Consider the following 15,428-nt stretch of genomic DNA (forward strand, 5'->3'; position numbering starts at 1 on the left):
ATATGGGTAGTCAGCCTAATCCAGGCGGATGAACTATGCTTAAGTGCAATTCATTTTCCTCTTAACCTGAGCTTTGTTACAGTGACAAGAGTTGTCAGCCAGGGATGTCAGGCGTGATAAGGTGGAAAAGCTCGTGCATGTCAAAAATACTTTTTACACAACAACCATAACCGTCATCATTGTCTCGTTGATCATTTCATTGTCGCTTGCCGTGCAGATTGCAACGTCCCGACAGCAGTCAATCCAGCAGATCAATACCAGCGTTGCCAACCTGAGCCATACCCTGAATGTCTATACAGAAGGCATCATACGCCAAAGTGAAATGTTGATTACCACCGTTTCCGACACCCTTGAAATTTATGGCATGACCCCGCAACAGGCGATCAATATTCAGCGAATGATAAGCAATCAGGATAACCTTCTTACCCAGATTAATAATGTGGTTGTCTATGATGCGCAGGGGGATATCTTCACCGCCTTGCACGAAACTTTAGCAGGTCCCCGTAAAGGCGCGGACCGGTCATTCTTTGTCTATCACAAGGAAAATAAAAGCCAGCAGATATTTATTGGCGAGCCAGTGATAAGCAGAACCAATGGTAAATGGGTTATTACCATAAGCCGACGCCTTGAGACTCACACGGGGGCATTTAACGGCGTCGTGGTGGTGACGCTGGGTATCGAAAACTTTCTGACCCTTTATGGACAGATCAATATCGGACACGCGGGCGTTATTGGCTTAACGACACAAACAGGCGTTTTACTGATTCGCTACCCCTTTAAGAATACCTATATCGGTACGATTTTTTCAGATTCTCCTCTCTTCAGGAAATACCTAAAAGTACAAAATACAGGGATAGCCAGCTCCGTTTCCCGGTTTGATAAAATCGAACGCATTTATGCCTATGAGAAAAACAGCCGCTACGGACTGGTCACGACGGTGGCGGTCAGCGCGGATGAAGCCCTTTCCCCCTGGCGCAAGCAGGCGATTCAGCTTGCCTTACTTATTTTCGTTTTTACCGCGATACTCATCGTGGCGTCTTATTTCCTGTATTCCGACTTATCCAGAAAAACACGGGATAACAAAGCGCTACAGATTATTGCCTCGGAGGATGCCCTGACCGGGCTTTATAACCGACGTATTTTCGATGAAAAAATTCTCTCCGACATCGCGATGTGCGCGGCAGAGGACGCGCCGATTTCGCTCCTCCTCGTGGATGTGGACTACTTCAAAAAGTACAACGATAACTATGGTCACCCGGAAGGGGACAGGTGTCTGGCATTACTGGGAAACTGCCTCAGGGAAAGCCTCACTCGCGACAACCAGCTTGTTGCGCGATATGGCGGGGAGGAGTTTGCATTGATATTGCCTGAATCGGATATCCAGGAGGCGCTCCGCCTTGCACAGACGATTATTCGCAATGTCTTCTCTCTCCACATTGAACACGCGTTCAGTCCTTTCGGGCGGGTCACGGTGAGCGTAGGCATCTCCACTGCGCGTGCTGTCGACATCGCGGGCAGTCAGCAGAATATTATTATTGCCGCGGACCAGGCGCTCTATCAGGCAAAACGCGGAGGCCGTAACCGGCACGCTTTTGTTGGGGTATAACCCAAAAAAAAGCCCACGAAAGCGTGGGCAAGAAATACTGGAAGCAATGTGAGCAATGTCGTACTGAATACCTGAGTATTTCTCTCAACTATTCAGCGTTGAGAAAGATAATCTTTCTCAATAAAAGATGCAACCCCACATTTCCTGGGGAAGGGCATTTTGATGGCAAAATGCGCATCCGCTCAGTGTGAGGCTTATCACAAATTTCCTTTCTCAAATCCTGTGCTATCCTTTTTTGTGTCGTTGATTTAATGACAAAAACCATACAGAGAGGAAAGTTATGGGAATTTTATCCTGGATTATCTTTGGGCTTATTGCGGGTATTCTGGCGAAGTGGATCATGCCGGGCAAAGATGGCGGTGGGTTTATCGTCACCGTAATACTGGGTATTGTCGGCGCGGTAGTCGGCGGCTGGATCAGTACGCTGTTCGGCTTCGGGAAAGTAGATGGCTTTAACTTCGGCAGCTTTGCGGTTGCGGTGATCGGCGCGCTGGTTGTGCTGTTTATCTACAGAAAGATCAAAAGCTAAAACTGAAGCGTTAAAAAAGGCTGCCGGATGGCGGCCTTTTTACATCACGGGTTCACCACCAGCCAAGCTCCGTGCCTGCAAAGGCCACAATGGCGATGATTAACATAATGAGCGTGGTTTTTCTCATTTATGCCCCCGGTGCAGCGTAACCACCGACAAAAAACCACGCCAGAAACACGACCGCCGTAATAAAAATAACGACAGGGAAGAGGATCCCTATTCTCATATCATCACCTTTTTCTTTTTATAACGCCGTAGAGTGTACGGGGTTAATCCATCGCGAGAAAGCGTGTTTTGCTTTTTCCTTTCTTATCCTGATACATCGCCACATCAGCAGCACGTAATGCGCTGTCCGGATCGGTTACGTCTGGGTCCACTTCGATGACGCCGAGGCTGGCTCCCGGATAAATAAGGTTAATGTTACCCAGCCAGTATTCCCCTGCAATGCGGGCGCTGAAGCGCGCTTTGAGCTGATTCATGTGCTCCTCATTGTCGACATGACTCAGAGAGGCCACCAGAAACTCATCGCCGCCCAGCCGACCAATGATATCGTCCTGCTGTTTTTCTGCGGTCAAACGCTTGCCCACTTCTATCAGGAACTGGTCGCCTGCTTCATGCCCATACCGATCGTTAATCAGTTTAAAATCGTCCAGGTCGATAAACGCAATGATGGCGTTACGTTTCAGGTGTCGAGCCAGGGAAAACAGAGTAGTCAGATCCTCAAAGATGGCACGACGGTTGGGCAGGCCGGTAAGGGCATCGGTATAAGAGTGTGCGATGAGCGCCGCGTTGGCTTCCCGAAGCTGGTTCACCAGAGATTCTTTCTGAATGTACTGACCAATCAACCCGGCGAATAATTTTAATATCTGTTCACCGCGCTCGCTGAGCGGCTTTTTAGCCGTGCTGGTGGCGCAAAGCGTACCGTAAAGCGAGCCATCGGCGAGATGAACCGGAATGCTCATGTAAGTGGTAATACCGAGAGCTTTCGCCGCTTCGCACTCCGGCCAGCGCTCGGGGACATCGTTACTGAAGATGGTGTCGCTATCCAGCGCGCGCTTACACAGCGTCTCATCCCAGGGCACGCTCAGCCCCTCCGGGATCGTCATCTGCTTACTGTTTCGGGCATAAAGGATATGCTGCAGCCGCGCCTGGATATCCACCTTCGTCAGGTAAGTCGACTCCATATCGGTGACGATTTCCAGCATCTCCAGCAGCTGACGAACGAGACTTTCAAGGGATTGCTCAGTAACGAGGGTTTCTGAAACACGGGCAAGGATAATATCCGACATGACGTAGAAAGACTCCCAGGCAGAAGACGTCTGCATCTGCATGTTATGCTGAATTCTTAGGCTTCAGGCATAGTAAAACATGAATGCGGAAAATTTTATATATGGAGAAAGCGGCGCTGAGCCGTTACCCTTAGGCAAAGATGATGTCAAAAGGATCGATGCGATGAGATTTCTGCTTCTGGCGCTGACGCTTCCCCTGGCCGCCTGTACCGCAAAAACAACCCCACCCGATGCGCCCAAACCGCCTCAGGCCGTAGGTATGGCGAACCCGGCTTCCGTTTACTGTCTGGAAAAGGGCGGGGAACAGATCCCGATTCAAAGCCCGCAGGGTGTTCGTACCGAGTGCAAGCTGCCGGGTGGTGAAGTGATCGACGAATGGACGCTCTATCGTCGCGATCATCCGCAACCCACCAGGTGACAGAGGGGCAGGTGCTGCGATACACTTCTCTTTAGGATTATTCTTAGCCAGTATCTGGCTACTGTTACCGCGAGAGAAGTATGTTTCAGCTTAAACCGGGCAGCATGGCGATGATCATCGGTGCCCGCACGGCGTCTGGCCGTCGCAATATTGGTAAATCTGTTGAGTTGTTTGGTCTTTGCCAGCCTGGCCTGCGTTTTGTAAACCCGGTTAACGGCGTGATGACGCAATTACCCGCAAGTGCGGATCGCGCGCTTTGGCTGGTCACCGGAGACGTCTACGCCTTTGACAATCAGCACGGCTTTGCGTTTGTTCGCGCCGAACATCTGATGCCGCTCACCCCTGATCAAGCCCCGCAAATGCGGGATGAGCTGACAATCAGCTGATCACAAATGGCGTAGCCAGTCGGCTAAAACCAGGGCGTGATTCTGTTCCGTGTTTTTCGCGCCATAGAGGAGGGTGAGAGTCTGCTTGTGTGCCAGCGCCGCAAGACGCCTTCCCTCGTCCTTATGCTGCGCCAGTTCTTCCTGATAGGCTTTACTGAAAGTCGCAAAATCAATAGCTTCGCTATGATACTCCTGACGTAATGCGTTCGATGGCGTGAGTGTTTTACACCATTCGTCATGGGCGAGGTCCGTTTTTTTAACCCCTCGCGGCCAGAGTCTGTCCACCAGCACCCGATAGCCATCGTCCGGGCTTGCCTGCTCATAGACGCGTTTGCACTGAATCATAATTCCACCCTCCCAATTTAAGGTATTGTGATAATTGCAGAAGATCGGTAGTCTGAGGTTCCTTATGTTATCTGATAATACTCTGGCATAAGGAACCTTTCATGGAACACCTCCCGGTTAAAACGACGCTCCGCATTGCGCTGGTTGGCGATTACAATCCTGATGTTATTGCACACAAGGCGATCCCGTTGGCCATTGACGATGCTGCGGCCGTTCTTGACCTCACCGCCGATTACGACTGGCTTGCTACCCCGGAATTAACCAGTTCTGAGGATCTGGTGGGCTACGATGCCATCTGGCTGGTTCCTGCGAGCCCCTATAAAAACACAGAGGCCGCCTTTATTGCCGCACGCTACGCCCGTGAAAACAGTATTCCATTCCTGGGGACCTGCGGTGGGTTCCAGCATGCGCTGATTGAGTATGCCCGTAACGTGCTGGGCTGGCACGATGCGGCACATGCTGAGACGGATACCGAAGGCACTATGGTGATCGCGCCGCTGACCTGCTCGCTGGTGGAAATATCCGATGCCATTGAACTGCGCAGCAATACGCTGATCGCCAAAGCCTACGGCAAACCCGAAATTGAAGAGGGATATCACTGCAACTATGGTGTGTCGCCGGAATTTGCTCAGGCGCTGGAGAGCGGTGATATGCGCGTGACGGGCTGGGACGAACAGGGGGAAATCCGTGCGGCGGAGCTGATAACCCACCCGTTCTTTGTGATCACTTTGTTCCAGCACGAGCGTGCTGCGCTGGAAGGACGTCCGGTGGTTCTTGTACAGGCATTGCTTCGCGCGGCGCGGGGCTAAAACAGGGCAGACCCGATGGTCTGCCTTCGTGTTTAGCGGGGCGCGATTTCCCGGTCGCGCCCGGCAAGTATCCCGCAGACGGCCATGACGATCGCGGCCAGCGCACAGGCGAGAAGGGGGATGCGCCAGTCTCCTACCGAATCGTGGATTTTACCCATCAGCGGCGGTCCGCAGGCAGCGAGCAGGTAGCCGATAGACTGTGCCATACCGGACAATGCTGCCGCCTGATGCGCAGAGCTCGCGCGCAGACCGATGAACGTCAGGCCGAGGATCATCGTTGCCCCGGAGCCAAAGCCAAACACCAGCGTCCACATCACCGCCATATCCGGCATAAACCACAATCCCGCTGCGCTTACCGCGCACATCAACGCCACTGCACCGGCGATCGTCCGCTGATCTTTCAGCCGATGGAGGATCAGCGGAACGGCAAGTCCCGGCACGGCTGTCGCCAGCTGTAAAAGACCATGCACCGAACCTGCCTGCGCCTCGCTGTACCCGTGGCTAAGCAGTATCGCCGGCAGCCAGCCGATGATGACGTAATAGATAAGAGAGTTAATCCCCAGAAAGAGCGTCACCTGCCAGGCGAGAGCAGAACGCCAGATTGCGCGGTTATGTAACGCGCCTGCGCCTGTTACCGTCGCAACATGTTTCTGACGCCACTGCGGCAGCCAGAGCAGCAAGGCGAGCAGCGGAAACACCATCAGCATCAGCAGCGCGCCCTGCCAGCCCGCATGACCCTGGGCCAGCGGCACGATTAGCGCCGAGCCTAATGCGGCGGCTGCCCCCATCGTCAGGGAATAGGCACCGGTGAGTTTCGCCACCTGGCCTGGGAAGTCACGTTTAATTAAACCCGGTAACAGCACGTTCCCAAGCGCGATCCCGCAGCCAATCACTGCCGTGCCGATGAAAAGCAGGGCAGCGGAAGGCAGGGAGCGAACGGCTATCCCGGCGCAAATCAGCAACAGGGCGATAAACAGGCTACGCTCCATGCCAATACGTCGGGCCAGACCTGCGGCGAGCGGGGATATCAGGGCAAAAGCCAACAGGGGCAGGGTGGTCAGCAGACCGGTTTGCGCCGTGCTTAAGCCATAATCAAGGCGAAGGGTATCCAGCAGCGGGGCTGCGCCGGTAAAGGTGACGCGAAGCGTGGTGGCGATCATCAGGATGCCTGCAATCAACAGCGCGCCGTGTTTTCCTGAGGTGCGAATAGCAGTAGTCATTATGTTCTCATACGTTCAAGCGAGCGCACACAATACCGATTTTCCCGGCGGTTGAAATCAGGCTAAAATGACAGTTTATCGCTAAAATCGGACAACATGATGATTGGACTGGGACTGGACGGCTACGATCCTGATAGCCAGCATGATGCGGCCGTCGCCTTTCGCATCCGTGTGGTGGCGGAGGAGCAATATATTCCCCTGCATCATCACCGCAAGGGACAGCTGATTCTGGCGCTTGGCGGCGCGATTACCTGTGAAGTGGAAAATGCCATGTTGATGGTACCGCCCCAGTACGCGGTCTGGATCCCCGGGCAGATGCCGCACAGTAACAGGGCCACGCCGGGGGCGCAGCTCTGCTTTTTGTTCATTGAGCCCGGCGCCGCCAGTCTGCCCGACCGCTGTTGTACGCTGAAAATGTCCCCTCTGGTGCGGGAGCTCATTTTATCTCTGGCAGAAAAATCGCAGGCACAGCTTCAGCTTGCGGCCACATCCCGACTGGTCGATGTCCTGTTTGATGAACTGCCGCTCCAGCGTCAGGAGCATTTACAGTTACCCGTCTCGCCCCATCCAAAAATCCGGCTGATGAGCGAGAAGATGGCTGAAGAGCCCGCGGCCTGGCAGACGCTGGCACAATGGGCAAGCCACTTCGCCATGAGCGAACGCAACCTGGCGCGACTGGTGGTAAAAGAGACCGGTTTAAGCTTTCGTCGCTGGCGTCACCAGCTGCAGCTTATTGTGGCGTTACAGCATTTGATCGGCGGGAAATCGGTACAGCAGGTGGCGCAGTCACTGGGTTATGACTCGACCACCGCGTTTATTACCATGTTTAAGAAGGGGCTGGGTCAGACGCCAGCGCGTTACATGGCCAGCCTGACTACGACTTCCCGATAAACAGGGAGACCAGCCCGGCTGCAATCAGCGGGCCCACCGGCACGCCGCGAAAGAGCGCTACGCCCAGCACAGTGCCCACCAGCAGACCCGCAACCAGCGAAGGCTGGCTGCTCATCAGCGTAACGCCGCGCCCCCCGAGCCATGAGACAAAAACACCTACCGCGATAGCCACCAGCGATTTCCAGTTGACAAACGAGTGCAGCAGCGTTGAGGCGGGAAGCGTACCGCTGGCGATGGGCGCCATCACCCCGATGGTTAAAATGATTATCCCGATGGTGAGGCCTTGCTTTTCTATCCACGGGAAAAAGGTATTTAACGGCGTGACGCGCACGATAATCAGCACCAGAATCGAGATGGCGACGGTGGTGTTATGACTGATAAAACCCAGCGCGGCGAGTGCCAGGAGAATGAGCAGAGTAGGGTCAAACATAGGGAATCCTTGCCAAAATAATCGTCCTGCTTACTGTACGCGGAAAAAGGGCGGAGAACAGTTTTAAAAAGATTTTACCGCTGTCATAACCTTGTCATTTACGCGGTTTAAAACGAAGGCAGATATCGCAAAGGGGTCGCTATCATGAACGATCACATGTTTGTTGAAACGCTGATTATCTCCTCATCGTTTTTCGCCATTGCCGCGATTCTCGTCGCTTCCGTATTGTTGCTGGAGAGAAAAGGCTGACAGTCAGCCTTCACGGTTAGACTTTATGGAAAGTCACAAGCTCAGGACGGGCGATGCGCAGGTAATCCTGGGTATCCATGATCACGGATTTTTCCAGCAGGCCGGCGTTAAACGCGATTTCGTCGAAACGCTCGAACAGCAGCGGGTCGGCGACCAGCGTCAGATCGGGGTGGAAACTAAAAGGCGGAATAGCGCCGAATACGCAGGCGGTAAGGGTACTTACCTCGGCCGGGCTGGCGAGGGAGGCTTTAAGCCCGCCGAAATGGCTGGCAAGCCGGCTCAGGTCTGCCTGCAGATCGGCGGCCAGGATCGCCAGAACATGCTTTTTAACACCGTTTCCCTTCACTTTGCAGACCAGGGCTTTTGCGCCCTGACGCAGATCGGTCCCGCGTATTTCACTTACCGCTTCACATTTCCCGACCGCCTCGTGCTCCATAACCCGAAAACGTGCGCCTTGCCCGGTGAGTAAGGTTATCAGTTGCTGGTGGGTTCCTGTCCCCATAACGTCGTCAGTCATCGCGATTTTCCCGGTGATAATCCAGTATGCAGATGGCTACATTAGCACGAGAAGAACGGCGTCGAAAGAAAACAGCCAGCGCGTTCGCTGGCTGTGAGATTATGCGTTGCTGTTAGCAGACTGCTTGTGGAAGAGCTCCCTGAACACCGGATAAATATCATCCTGGTCACGGATATGTTGCATGGCAAAATTATCAAACATCGATTGCAGATGTTCATATTCCCGCCACAGGGTCTGATGCGCGCGACGGGTAATTTCGATATAGCTGTAGTAACGCACCACCGGCAGAATTTTCTTCGCCAGGATGTCGTGACACAGCGGTGAGTCGTCGGCCCAGTTATCACCATCGGACGCCTGCGCGGCATAGATATTCCATTGCGCCGGGTCGTAACGCTCTTTCACGACTTCATCCATCAGCTTCAGCGCGCTGGAGACGATGGTGCCGCCGGTCTCCTGCGAGTAGAAGAACTCATGCTCGTCGACCTCTTTAGCCTGCGTATGGTGGCGAATATAGACCACTTCCACATTCTTATAGGTTCTGCTCAGGAACAGGTAGAGCAGGATATAAAAACGCTTCGCCATATCCTTGGTGGCCTGGTCCATGGAGCCGGAGACGTCCATCAGACAGAACATCACTGCCTGGCTTGAGGGCTCTGGGCGTTTTTCATAATTCTTGTAACGCAGGTCGAAGGTGTCGATAAACGGAACGCGATCGATCTTCGCTCTTAGCTCGGCAATCTCTTTGCGCAGGCGCTCCTCTTCCAGCAGTTGCGCCGGCTCCGTGTTTTCCACGACCTTCAGGCTACTTTCAAGTTCGCGCAGTTCACGACGTTTGCCTGCCGTCATGGCCGTGCGCCGCGCCAGCGAATTCTGCAACGAACGCACGACGCTGATGTTGGCGGGGACGCCGTTGGCGGTATAGCCCGCGCGATGGGTTTTGTACTCGTTAAGCTGACGATGCTGATTCTTTTTCAGATTCGGCAGCGCCAGGTCCTCAAACAGCAGGTCGAGGTATTCATCTTTTGAAATCTGGAAAACGAACTCATCCTGACCTTCACCGTCCTGGCTGGCCTGTCCCTGACCGCTTCCTGAACCACCGCCGCCGCCCTGAGGACGCTCAATTCTGTCGTTCTGAACGAAGTGGTCATTACCTGGGTGTACGCGATGGCGCAGACCGCCTCGCCCCTGATGAAACATCGGTTCGCTGATGTCATCGGTGGGGATGGAAACAGACTCGCCGCTGTCGACGTCGGTCACCGAGCGTTTGTTGATGGCCTCGGAGATCGACTGTTTAATTTGCGCTTTGTAACGGCGCAAGAAGCGCTGGCGGTTCACCGTGCTCTTGTTTTTGCCGTTAAGACGCCGGTCAATAAACCAGGTCATATACCCCCCGTACTGCATTTGCCAACTTGCGTTTTTGTTGGCCCGGCAGGCGCTAGCGCTGCCGGGCACTTGTTTTAGGACGATTTACGCACGCGCAGATACCATTCGCAGAGCAGGCGAACCTGTTTGCGGGTGTAGCCTTTTTCCATCATACGGTCGACAAAATCGTCGTGTTTCTTCTGCTCATCGGTTGAGGTTTTGGTGTTGAACGAGATAACCGGCAGCAGCTCTTCGGTATTGGAGAACATTTTCTTCTCAATCACGGTGCGCAGTTTCTCGTAGCTGGTCCAGTTCGGATTGCGTCCGTTGTTATGCGCTCTGGCGCGCAGGACGAAGTTCACAATCTCATTACGGAAGTCTTTCGGGTTGCTGATCCCGGCAGGCTTCTCGATTTTTTCCAGTTCCGCGTTCAGGGATTCACGGTCAAACAGCTGGCCGGTATCCGGGTCGCGGTACTCCTGATCCTGGATCCAGAAGTCAGCGTAGGTGACATAACGGTCGAAAATATTCTGTCCGTACTCTGAATAGGATTCCAGGTAGGCTGTCTGGATCTCTTTGCCAATGAACTCGGCGTATTTCGGAATCAGGTAGCCTTTCAGGAACTCAAGATAGCGTTCAGCCTGCTCCTGCGGGAACTGCTCGCGTTCAATCTGCTGCTCCAGCACGTAGAACAAGTGAACCGGGTTGGCCGCCACTTCCGCATGGTCGAAGTTAAAGACGCGGGAGAGGATCTTAAACGCGAAACGGGTGGACAGGCCGTTCATCCCTTCATCGACCCCGGCGTAATCACGATACTCCTGATAGGATTTCGCTTTCGGGTCGGTGTCTTTCAGGCTTTCGCCATCATAGACGCGCATTTTTGAGTAGATGCTGGAGTTTTCCGGCTCTTTCAAACGCGAAAGGATAGAGAAGCGCGACAACGTTTCCAGCGTGCCTGGCGCGCAGGGAGCATGCACCAGCTCACTGTGGTTGAGCAGTTTCTCGTAAATCTTGATCTCTTCGGAGATCCGCAGGCAATAAGGCACCTTGACGATGTACACGCGGTCAAGGAAAGCCTCATTGTTTTTATTATTACGGAAGGTCACCCATTCGGATTCGTTCGAGTGGGCGAGGATTATCCCGTTAAACGGCAGGGCGGAGATACCTTCCGTCCCGTTATAGTTCCCTTCCTGGGTCGCCGTCAGCAGAGGATGCAGCACTTTGATTGGTGCTTTAAACATCTCCACGAATTCCATAATCCCCTGGTTGGCGCGGCACAGCGCACCGGAATAGCCGTAGGCATCCGGGTCATTTTGTGCGAAGTTTTCCAGCTTACGGATATCAACTTTACCCACCAGCGCCGAGATATCCTGGTTGTTCTCATCACCCGGTTCCGTTTTGGCGATGGCGATCTGCTCAAGGATAGACGGCCACACTTTCACCACGCGGAATTTGGTGATATCGCCCCCAAACTCATGCAGGCGTTTTGCCGCCCACGGCGACATGATGGTGCCGAGGTAGCGGCGCGGAATGCCAAACTCTTTATCCAGAATTTGCGCATCTTCCTGTGGATTAAACAGGCACAGCGGATGGTCGTTCACCGGGCTGCGTTCGCCATTAGCGCTCAACACATAAATCGGCACGCGCTGCATCAGCGACTTCAGGCGTTCAGCCAGCGAGGATTTACCGCCACCGACTGGGCCGAGTAAATAGAGGATCTGTTTCTTTTCTTCCAGACCCTGAGCGGCATGCTTCAGATAGGAGACAATCTGTTCAATGGCATCTTCCATGCCGTAGAACTCTTCGAACGCCGGATATCGGGCGACCACCCGATTCGAAAATAGACGGGAAAGCCGTGGCTCCAGGGCAGTATCAACCATGTTTGGCTCACCAATAGCCATCAATAGCCGTTCTGCCGCATTGGCATAGGCACTGCGATCTTGCCGACAAATGGTAAGAAACTCCTGCAGTGTGAACTCTTCGTCCTTGGCAGCTTCATAGCGCTGGCGATAGTGATCGAATATATTCATGGCATGCCGTCCTTTCGTTTTTTAGCACAGGATAAGAGCCGTTCGTATGAGTAGTGGAGGCTCCCGGAAGAGAATCTCTCGCACCTCACTGCCAGAGCAGCAACCTGTGTGCCAGGTCAGAGGCTAAGAACCGCAGGGCGTTCAGGAAAACTCTTCTTAAAATTAAGCGTAGATGGCATTTGCCAAACTTGCATGCTGAGAAAATCTAATTTCAATGACATATCAATAACTCATCCAAAAATTTCCACCTGGGTTATAAGGCTTAAGCACGTTTTTCATTCAGTGGTCATATAAATGAAAGCGTGCTGTCATCTGAAAAGTGAAAAATAACGGGTTAATCAGACTGATTAGCAGGCAAAAAATTTTGGGTTGTACGGGAATGGCGGTTACACTTCTCCCGCTGATTATTTGACTACAGGAAAGAATGGATTGTGACCAAACTCAAACTTCTGGCATTGGGCATCCTTGCCGCGACCGCAGTTAGCACCGCTCAGGCGGAAAGTCAGTGGACGGTTGGCGCGGGTGTTGGCGTCATTAACAGCCCATACAAACAGTATGATCGTGACGTATATCCTGTTCCCGTTATCACCTATGAAGGCGAGAACGTCTGGTTCCGCGGTCTCGGCGGCGGCTACTATCTCTGGAACGACACGGCCGACAAGCTCTCGATCATGGCCTACTACGATCCAACGCACTTCAAGCCGGGAGACAGCGACAGCCACGCGCTTCGCCAGCTCGATAAGCGCAAAAGTAGCATGATGGCCGGGCTTTCATACGTGCATAACACCGAGTATGGCTTCCTGCGTACTGCTCTGGCAGGTGATACGCTGGACAACAGCAACGGCTTTATCTGGGACCTGGCGTGGCTGTACCGTTATACCAACGGCGGGCTCACCCTGACGCCGGGCATCGGTGTGCAGTACAACAGTGAAAACTACAACGACTACTATTACGGCGTCTCTAAAAACGAGTCTCGCCGCAGTGGTCTGAAAAGCTACAGCGCAGATGATGGCTGGGATCCCTACCTGGAGCTGACCGCGAGCTATAACTTCCTTGGCGACTGGAGCGTCTACGGTACTGGCCGTTATGAGCGTCTGAGCGATGAAGTGAAAGATAGCCCGATGGTCGATAAGTCCTGGGCGGGTATCTTCTCTGTGGGTGTGACCTACAAGTTCTGATTGTGCATTAATTCAGTGCAATCATTGCATCAAAACGGGGCGCTTGCGCCCCGTTTGCTTTTTTGTGGTGCAGGGCGATTATCGCTTAACAATACGGATCGTCTGCCCTAAACGAGACGGTTTTTCTTCGCTCGCTTTCTGCGGCGTGGTCACGCAGGCTGTTTCTACACAAACGAATGTTTTGTAACCGTCATCAGGAATATCGGCCATGCTGACAGACAATGCCGGACCTGGGTTCCAGCCCACCACATTGCTGTGATGATGATGAACGACCTCAATGCCGCGATTCAGGGCACCATCGTGGATCACGCTGCAGGCTTCCGGGTGGAGATAGACGCGGTCGGTACGATCGGGGAAAGCCTGAACGCCGTCGCTCAGCTTGCCCTCTTTCGCATTATCAACTTTGTCGATAAAGGTATCGCCGAGGCCGCTCACCTTCACTGCGTTGATGTCACCCACGTTGAAGTAGGTGTGCAGGGCAGACGTGGTTTCGAACTCGCCGTGAGCTTCCAGCTCAATTTCGCAGGTTTTACACAGCTTGAAACGGGCGTACAGGGTGAAATCATGCGGCCACAGGGCGCGGGTTTCATCATTCGCCTGCAGCTCAAAGGTCAGCACGGCACCGTTGTCATCTTCATTGTGCGCTTTCAGCGTCCACTGCTGGTTACGGGCAAAACCGTGAGACGGCAAACCCTGCTGTGTGGACGGGCCGAACCATGGCCAGCAGATGGGGACGCCGCCACGGATAGCAGCCCCTTTTTTGAACGAGGTGGCGTCGCTCAGCCACAGTCCTTCCTCTTCGCCCTCAGGCTTCCAGGAGAGCAGGTGGGCGCCATTCAGCGCCACGGAGGCTTTCACGCGCGGGTGGTCAACGACGATAACATCAGCGCCGTCAATCTGGCGGCGGGAGAGCACAGGGGTAAGTTGTTCGACTACCGGAAGTGCAAATATTTTATTAATCATTAAGCAATCCTCTGTCTAAAAAACAATAAAAAAGGCGACCGAAGTCGCCTTTTTGGATCAAACACTCATCTCAACTTATTTGGAGATGTGAGCGATCAGGTCCAGTACTTTGTTAGAGTAGCCAGTTTCGTTGTCGTACCAGGAAACCAGTTTCACGAAGTTGTCGTTCAGTGCGATACCAGCTTTAGCATCGAACACGGAAGTGCACACTTCGCCGTTGAAATCAGTAGATACAACGTCGTCTTCGGTGTAACCCAGAACGCCTTTCATTGCGCCTTCGGAAGCAGCTTTGATTGCTTTCTTAATTTCTTCATAAGAAGCAGCTTTTTCCAGACGAACGGTCAGGTCAACAACGGATACGTTAGGCGTTGGAACGCGGAACGCCATACCAGTCAGTTTGCCATTCAGTTCTGGCAGTACTTTACCTACAGCTTTAGCAGCACCGGTAGAGGATGGGATGATGTTCTGAGCCGCGCCACGGCCGCCGCGCCAGTCTTTGTGAGACGGGCCGTCAACGGTTTTCTGAGTAGCGGTGGTAGCGTGAACGGTAGTCATCAGACCTTCGATGATGCCGAAGTTGTCGTTGATGACTTTAGCCAGCGGTGCCAGGCAGTTGGTGGTGCAGGATGCGTTGGAAACGATGTCCTGGCCAGCGTAAGTTTCGAAGTTTGCACCACGAACGAACATTGGGGTGTTGTCTTTAGAAGGACCAGTCAGAACAACTTTCTTCGCGCCTGCAGTGATGTGTTTACGTGCAGTTTCGTCGGTCAGGAAGATACCGGTAGCTTCAGCTACAACATCAACACCGATTTCGTTCCATTTCAGGTTAGCTGGGTCTTTCTCAGCAGTAACGCGGATGGTTTTGCCGTTAACAACCAGGTGGCCGTCTTTCACTTCAACGGTGCCGTCGAAACGACCGTGAGTTGAGTCGTACTTCAGCATGTACGCCATGTATTCAGCGTCCAGGAGATCGTTGATACCAACGATTTCGATGTCAGAACGTTTCTGAGCAGCACGGAAAACAATACGGCCGATACGGCCAAAACCGTTGATACCTACTTTGATAGTCATATATTCCACCAGCTATTTGTTAGTGAATAAAAGGTTGCCTGTAAAATTACAAAAACCTTACGCAGCGTCAAGCGGAATCGTGTCAATCATTGCGACAAATCAATCCTGTGACTAACGTTTGTGCGACTGACTCGC

General features: G+C 53.2%; 18 protein-coding genes. 8 read left to right on the forward strand and 10 right to left on the reverse strand.

Annotation, left to right across the window (positions count from 1 at the left end):
* Positions 1 to 121 precede the first annotated feature (121 nt).
* A complete protein-coding gene (locus A4308_RS13520) occupies positions 122 to 1,606 on the forward strand; it encodes a sensor domain-containing diguanylate cyclase (protein ID WP_230278727.1) in 1,485 nt (494 codons plus the stop codon).
* Positions 1,607 to 1,886: 280 nt separating this feature from the next.
* A complete protein-coding gene (locus A4308_RS13525; protein WP_008500746.1) occupies positions 1,887 to 2,135 on the forward strand; it encodes a GlsB/YeaQ/YmgE family stress response membrane protein in 249 nt (82 codons plus the stop codon).
* Positions 2,136 to 2,262: 127 nt separating this feature from the next.
* On the opposite strand, the gene A4308_RS22510 is transcribed toward A4308_RS13525, so the two are convergent.
* The gene (locus tag A4308_RS22510; RefSeq protein ID WP_014883431.1) at positions 2,263 to 2,361 is read right to left on the reverse strand and encodes a YoaK family small membrane protein; all 99 of its coding nucleotides are present in this window, start codon (positions 2,359 to 2,361) and stop codon (positions 2,263 to 2,265) included.
* A gap of 43 nt (positions 2,362 to 2,404) precedes the next feature.
* Positions 2,405 to 3,424: a sensor domain-containing diguanylate cyclase gene (locus tag A4308_RS13530; protein WP_032629199.1), complete on the reverse strand. Its 1,020-nt coding sequence runs from the start codon at positions 3,422 to 3,424 to the stop codon at positions 2,405 to 2,407.
* Positions 3,425 to 3,587: 163 nt separating this feature from the next.
* Between A4308_RS13530 and A4308_RS13535 the strand changes: the two genes are divergently transcribed.
* The gene (locus A4308_RS13535; protein ID WP_023332730.1) at positions 3,588 to 3,842 is read left to right on the forward strand and encodes a putative hemolysin; all 255 of its coding nucleotides are present in this window, start codon (positions 3,588 to 3,590) and stop codon (positions 3,840 to 3,842) included.
* Positions 3,843 to 3,922: 80 nt separating this feature from the next.
* Positions 3,923 to 4,228: a periplasmic protein gene (locus tag A4308_RS13540; RefSeq protein ID WP_045269430.1), complete on the forward strand. Its 306-nt coding sequence runs from the start codon at positions 3,923 to 3,925 to the stop codon at positions 4,226 to 4,228.
* Here the strand turns inward: A4308_RS13540 and A4308_RS13545 are convergent, their stop codons facing one another.
* On the reverse strand, positions 4,229 to 4,573 hold the full coding sequence (locus tag A4308_RS13545) for a DUF488 domain-containing protein (protein ID WP_045135040.1): 345 nt from the start codon (positions 4,571 to 4,573) through the stop codon (positions 4,229 to 4,231).
* Positions 4,574 to 4,674: 101 nt separating this feature from the next.
* Here A4308_RS13545 and A4308_RS13550 point away from each other — a divergent pair, with 101 nt between their 5' ends.
* The gene (locus tag A4308_RS13550; RefSeq protein ID WP_049010365.1) at positions 4,675 to 5,382 is read left to right on the forward strand and encodes a CTP synthase C-terminal region-related (seleno)protein; all 708 of its coding nucleotides are present in this window, start codon (positions 4,675 to 4,677) and stop codon (positions 5,380 to 5,382) included.
* A gap of 32 nt (positions 5,383 to 5,414) precedes the next feature.
* Here the strand turns inward: A4308_RS13550 and A4308_RS13555 are convergent, their stop codons facing one another.
* Positions 5,415 to 6,602: a CynX/NimT family MFS transporter gene (locus A4308_RS13555; RefSeq protein WP_045281780.1), complete on the reverse strand. Its 1,188-nt coding sequence runs from the start codon at positions 6,600 to 6,602 to the stop codon at positions 5,415 to 5,417.
* 99 nt (positions 6,603 to 6,701) lie between these two features.
* On the opposite strand from A4308_RS13555, the gene A4308_RS13560 reads away from it, so the two are divergent.
* Positions 6,702 to 7,493 (forward strand): AraC family transcriptional regulator, encoded by a 792-nt coding sequence (locus A4308_RS13560; protein WP_023332735.1) that lies wholly within the window; start codon positions 6,702 to 6,704, stop codon positions 7,491 to 7,493.
* On the opposite strand, the gene A4308_RS13565 is transcribed toward A4308_RS13560, so the two are convergent.
* Entirely contained in the window at positions 7,477 to 7,923 is a 447-nt protein-coding gene (locus A4308_RS13565; RefSeq protein WP_023332736.1) for a DUF441 domain-containing protein, read from the reverse strand. The two genes, A4308_RS13560 and A4308_RS13565, sit on opposite strands and share 17 nt — an antisense overlap.
* 144 nt (positions 7,924 to 8,067) lie before the next feature.
* Here A4308_RS13565 and yoaI point away from each other — a divergent pair, with 144 nt between their 5' ends.
* Complete coding sequence (gene yoaI / locus A4308_RS22515; protein ID WP_023332737.1) at positions 8,068 to 8,172, forward strand: small membrane protein YoaI; 105 nt, start codon at positions 8,068 to 8,070, stop codon at positions 8,170 to 8,172.
* A 16-nt stretch (positions 8,173 to 8,188) separates the two neighbouring features.
* Here yoaI and A4308_RS13570 read toward each other — a convergent pair whose 3' ends face one another.
* The 3 genes from A4308_RS13570 to yeaG all read right to left on the reverse strand — a co-directional run bounded on the left by A4308_RS13570 (position 8,189) and on the right by yeaG (position 12,081).
* Positions 8,189 to 8,689, reverse strand: coding sequence for a YbaK/prolyl-tRNA synthetase associated domain-containing protein (locus tag A4308_RS13570; protein WP_023332738.1), 501 nt, complete (start codon positions 8,687 to 8,689; stop codon positions 8,189 to 8,191).
* A gap of 99 nt (positions 8,690 to 8,788) precedes the next feature.
* Positions 8,789 to 10,072 carry a YeaH/YhbH family protein gene (locus A4308_RS13575; RefSeq protein WP_014883442.1) on the reverse strand — a complete coding sequence of 428 codons (1,284 nt, stop codon included), beginning with the start codon at positions 10,070 to 10,072 and terminating at the stop codon, positions 8,789 to 8,791.
* A 74-nt stretch (positions 10,073 to 10,146) separates the two neighbouring features.
* On the reverse strand, positions 10,147 to 12,081 hold the full coding sequence (gene yeaG, locus A4308_RS13580; protein ID WP_014883443.1) for a protein kinase YeaG: 1,935 nt from the start codon (positions 12,079 to 12,081) through the stop codon (positions 10,147 to 10,149).
* A gap of 431 nt (positions 12,082 to 12,512) precedes the next feature.
* On the opposite strand from yeaG, the gene A4308_RS13585 reads away from it, so the two are divergent.
* Complete coding sequence (locus tag A4308_RS13585; protein ID WP_014883444.1) at positions 12,513 to 13,259, forward strand: MipA/OmpV family protein; 747 nt, start codon at positions 12,513 to 12,515, stop codon at positions 13,257 to 13,259.
* A 78-nt stretch (positions 13,260 to 13,337) separates the two neighbouring features.
* On the opposite strand, the gene A4308_RS13590 is transcribed toward A4308_RS13585, so the two are convergent.
* Positions 13,338 to 14,222 (reverse strand): D-hexose-6-phosphate mutarotase, encoded by an 885-nt coding sequence (locus tag A4308_RS13590; RefSeq protein WP_045281781.1) that lies wholly within the window; start codon positions 14,220 to 14,222, stop codon positions 13,338 to 13,340.
* Positions 14,223 to 14,297: 75 nt separating this feature from the next.
* Positions 14,298 to 15,293, reverse strand: coding sequence for a glyceraldehyde-3-phosphate dehydrogenase (gene gapA, locus A4308_RS13595; protein ID WP_014831506.1), 996 nt, complete (start codon positions 15,291 to 15,293; stop codon positions 14,298 to 14,300).
* Positions 15,294 to 15,428 lie beyond the last annotated feature (135 nt).

The organism is Enterobacter sp. ODB01 (genome assembly GCF_001623605.1).
Lineage (GTDB): Bacteria > Pseudomonadota > Gammaproteobacteria > Enterobacterales > Enterobacteriaceae > Enterobacter > Enterobacter kobei.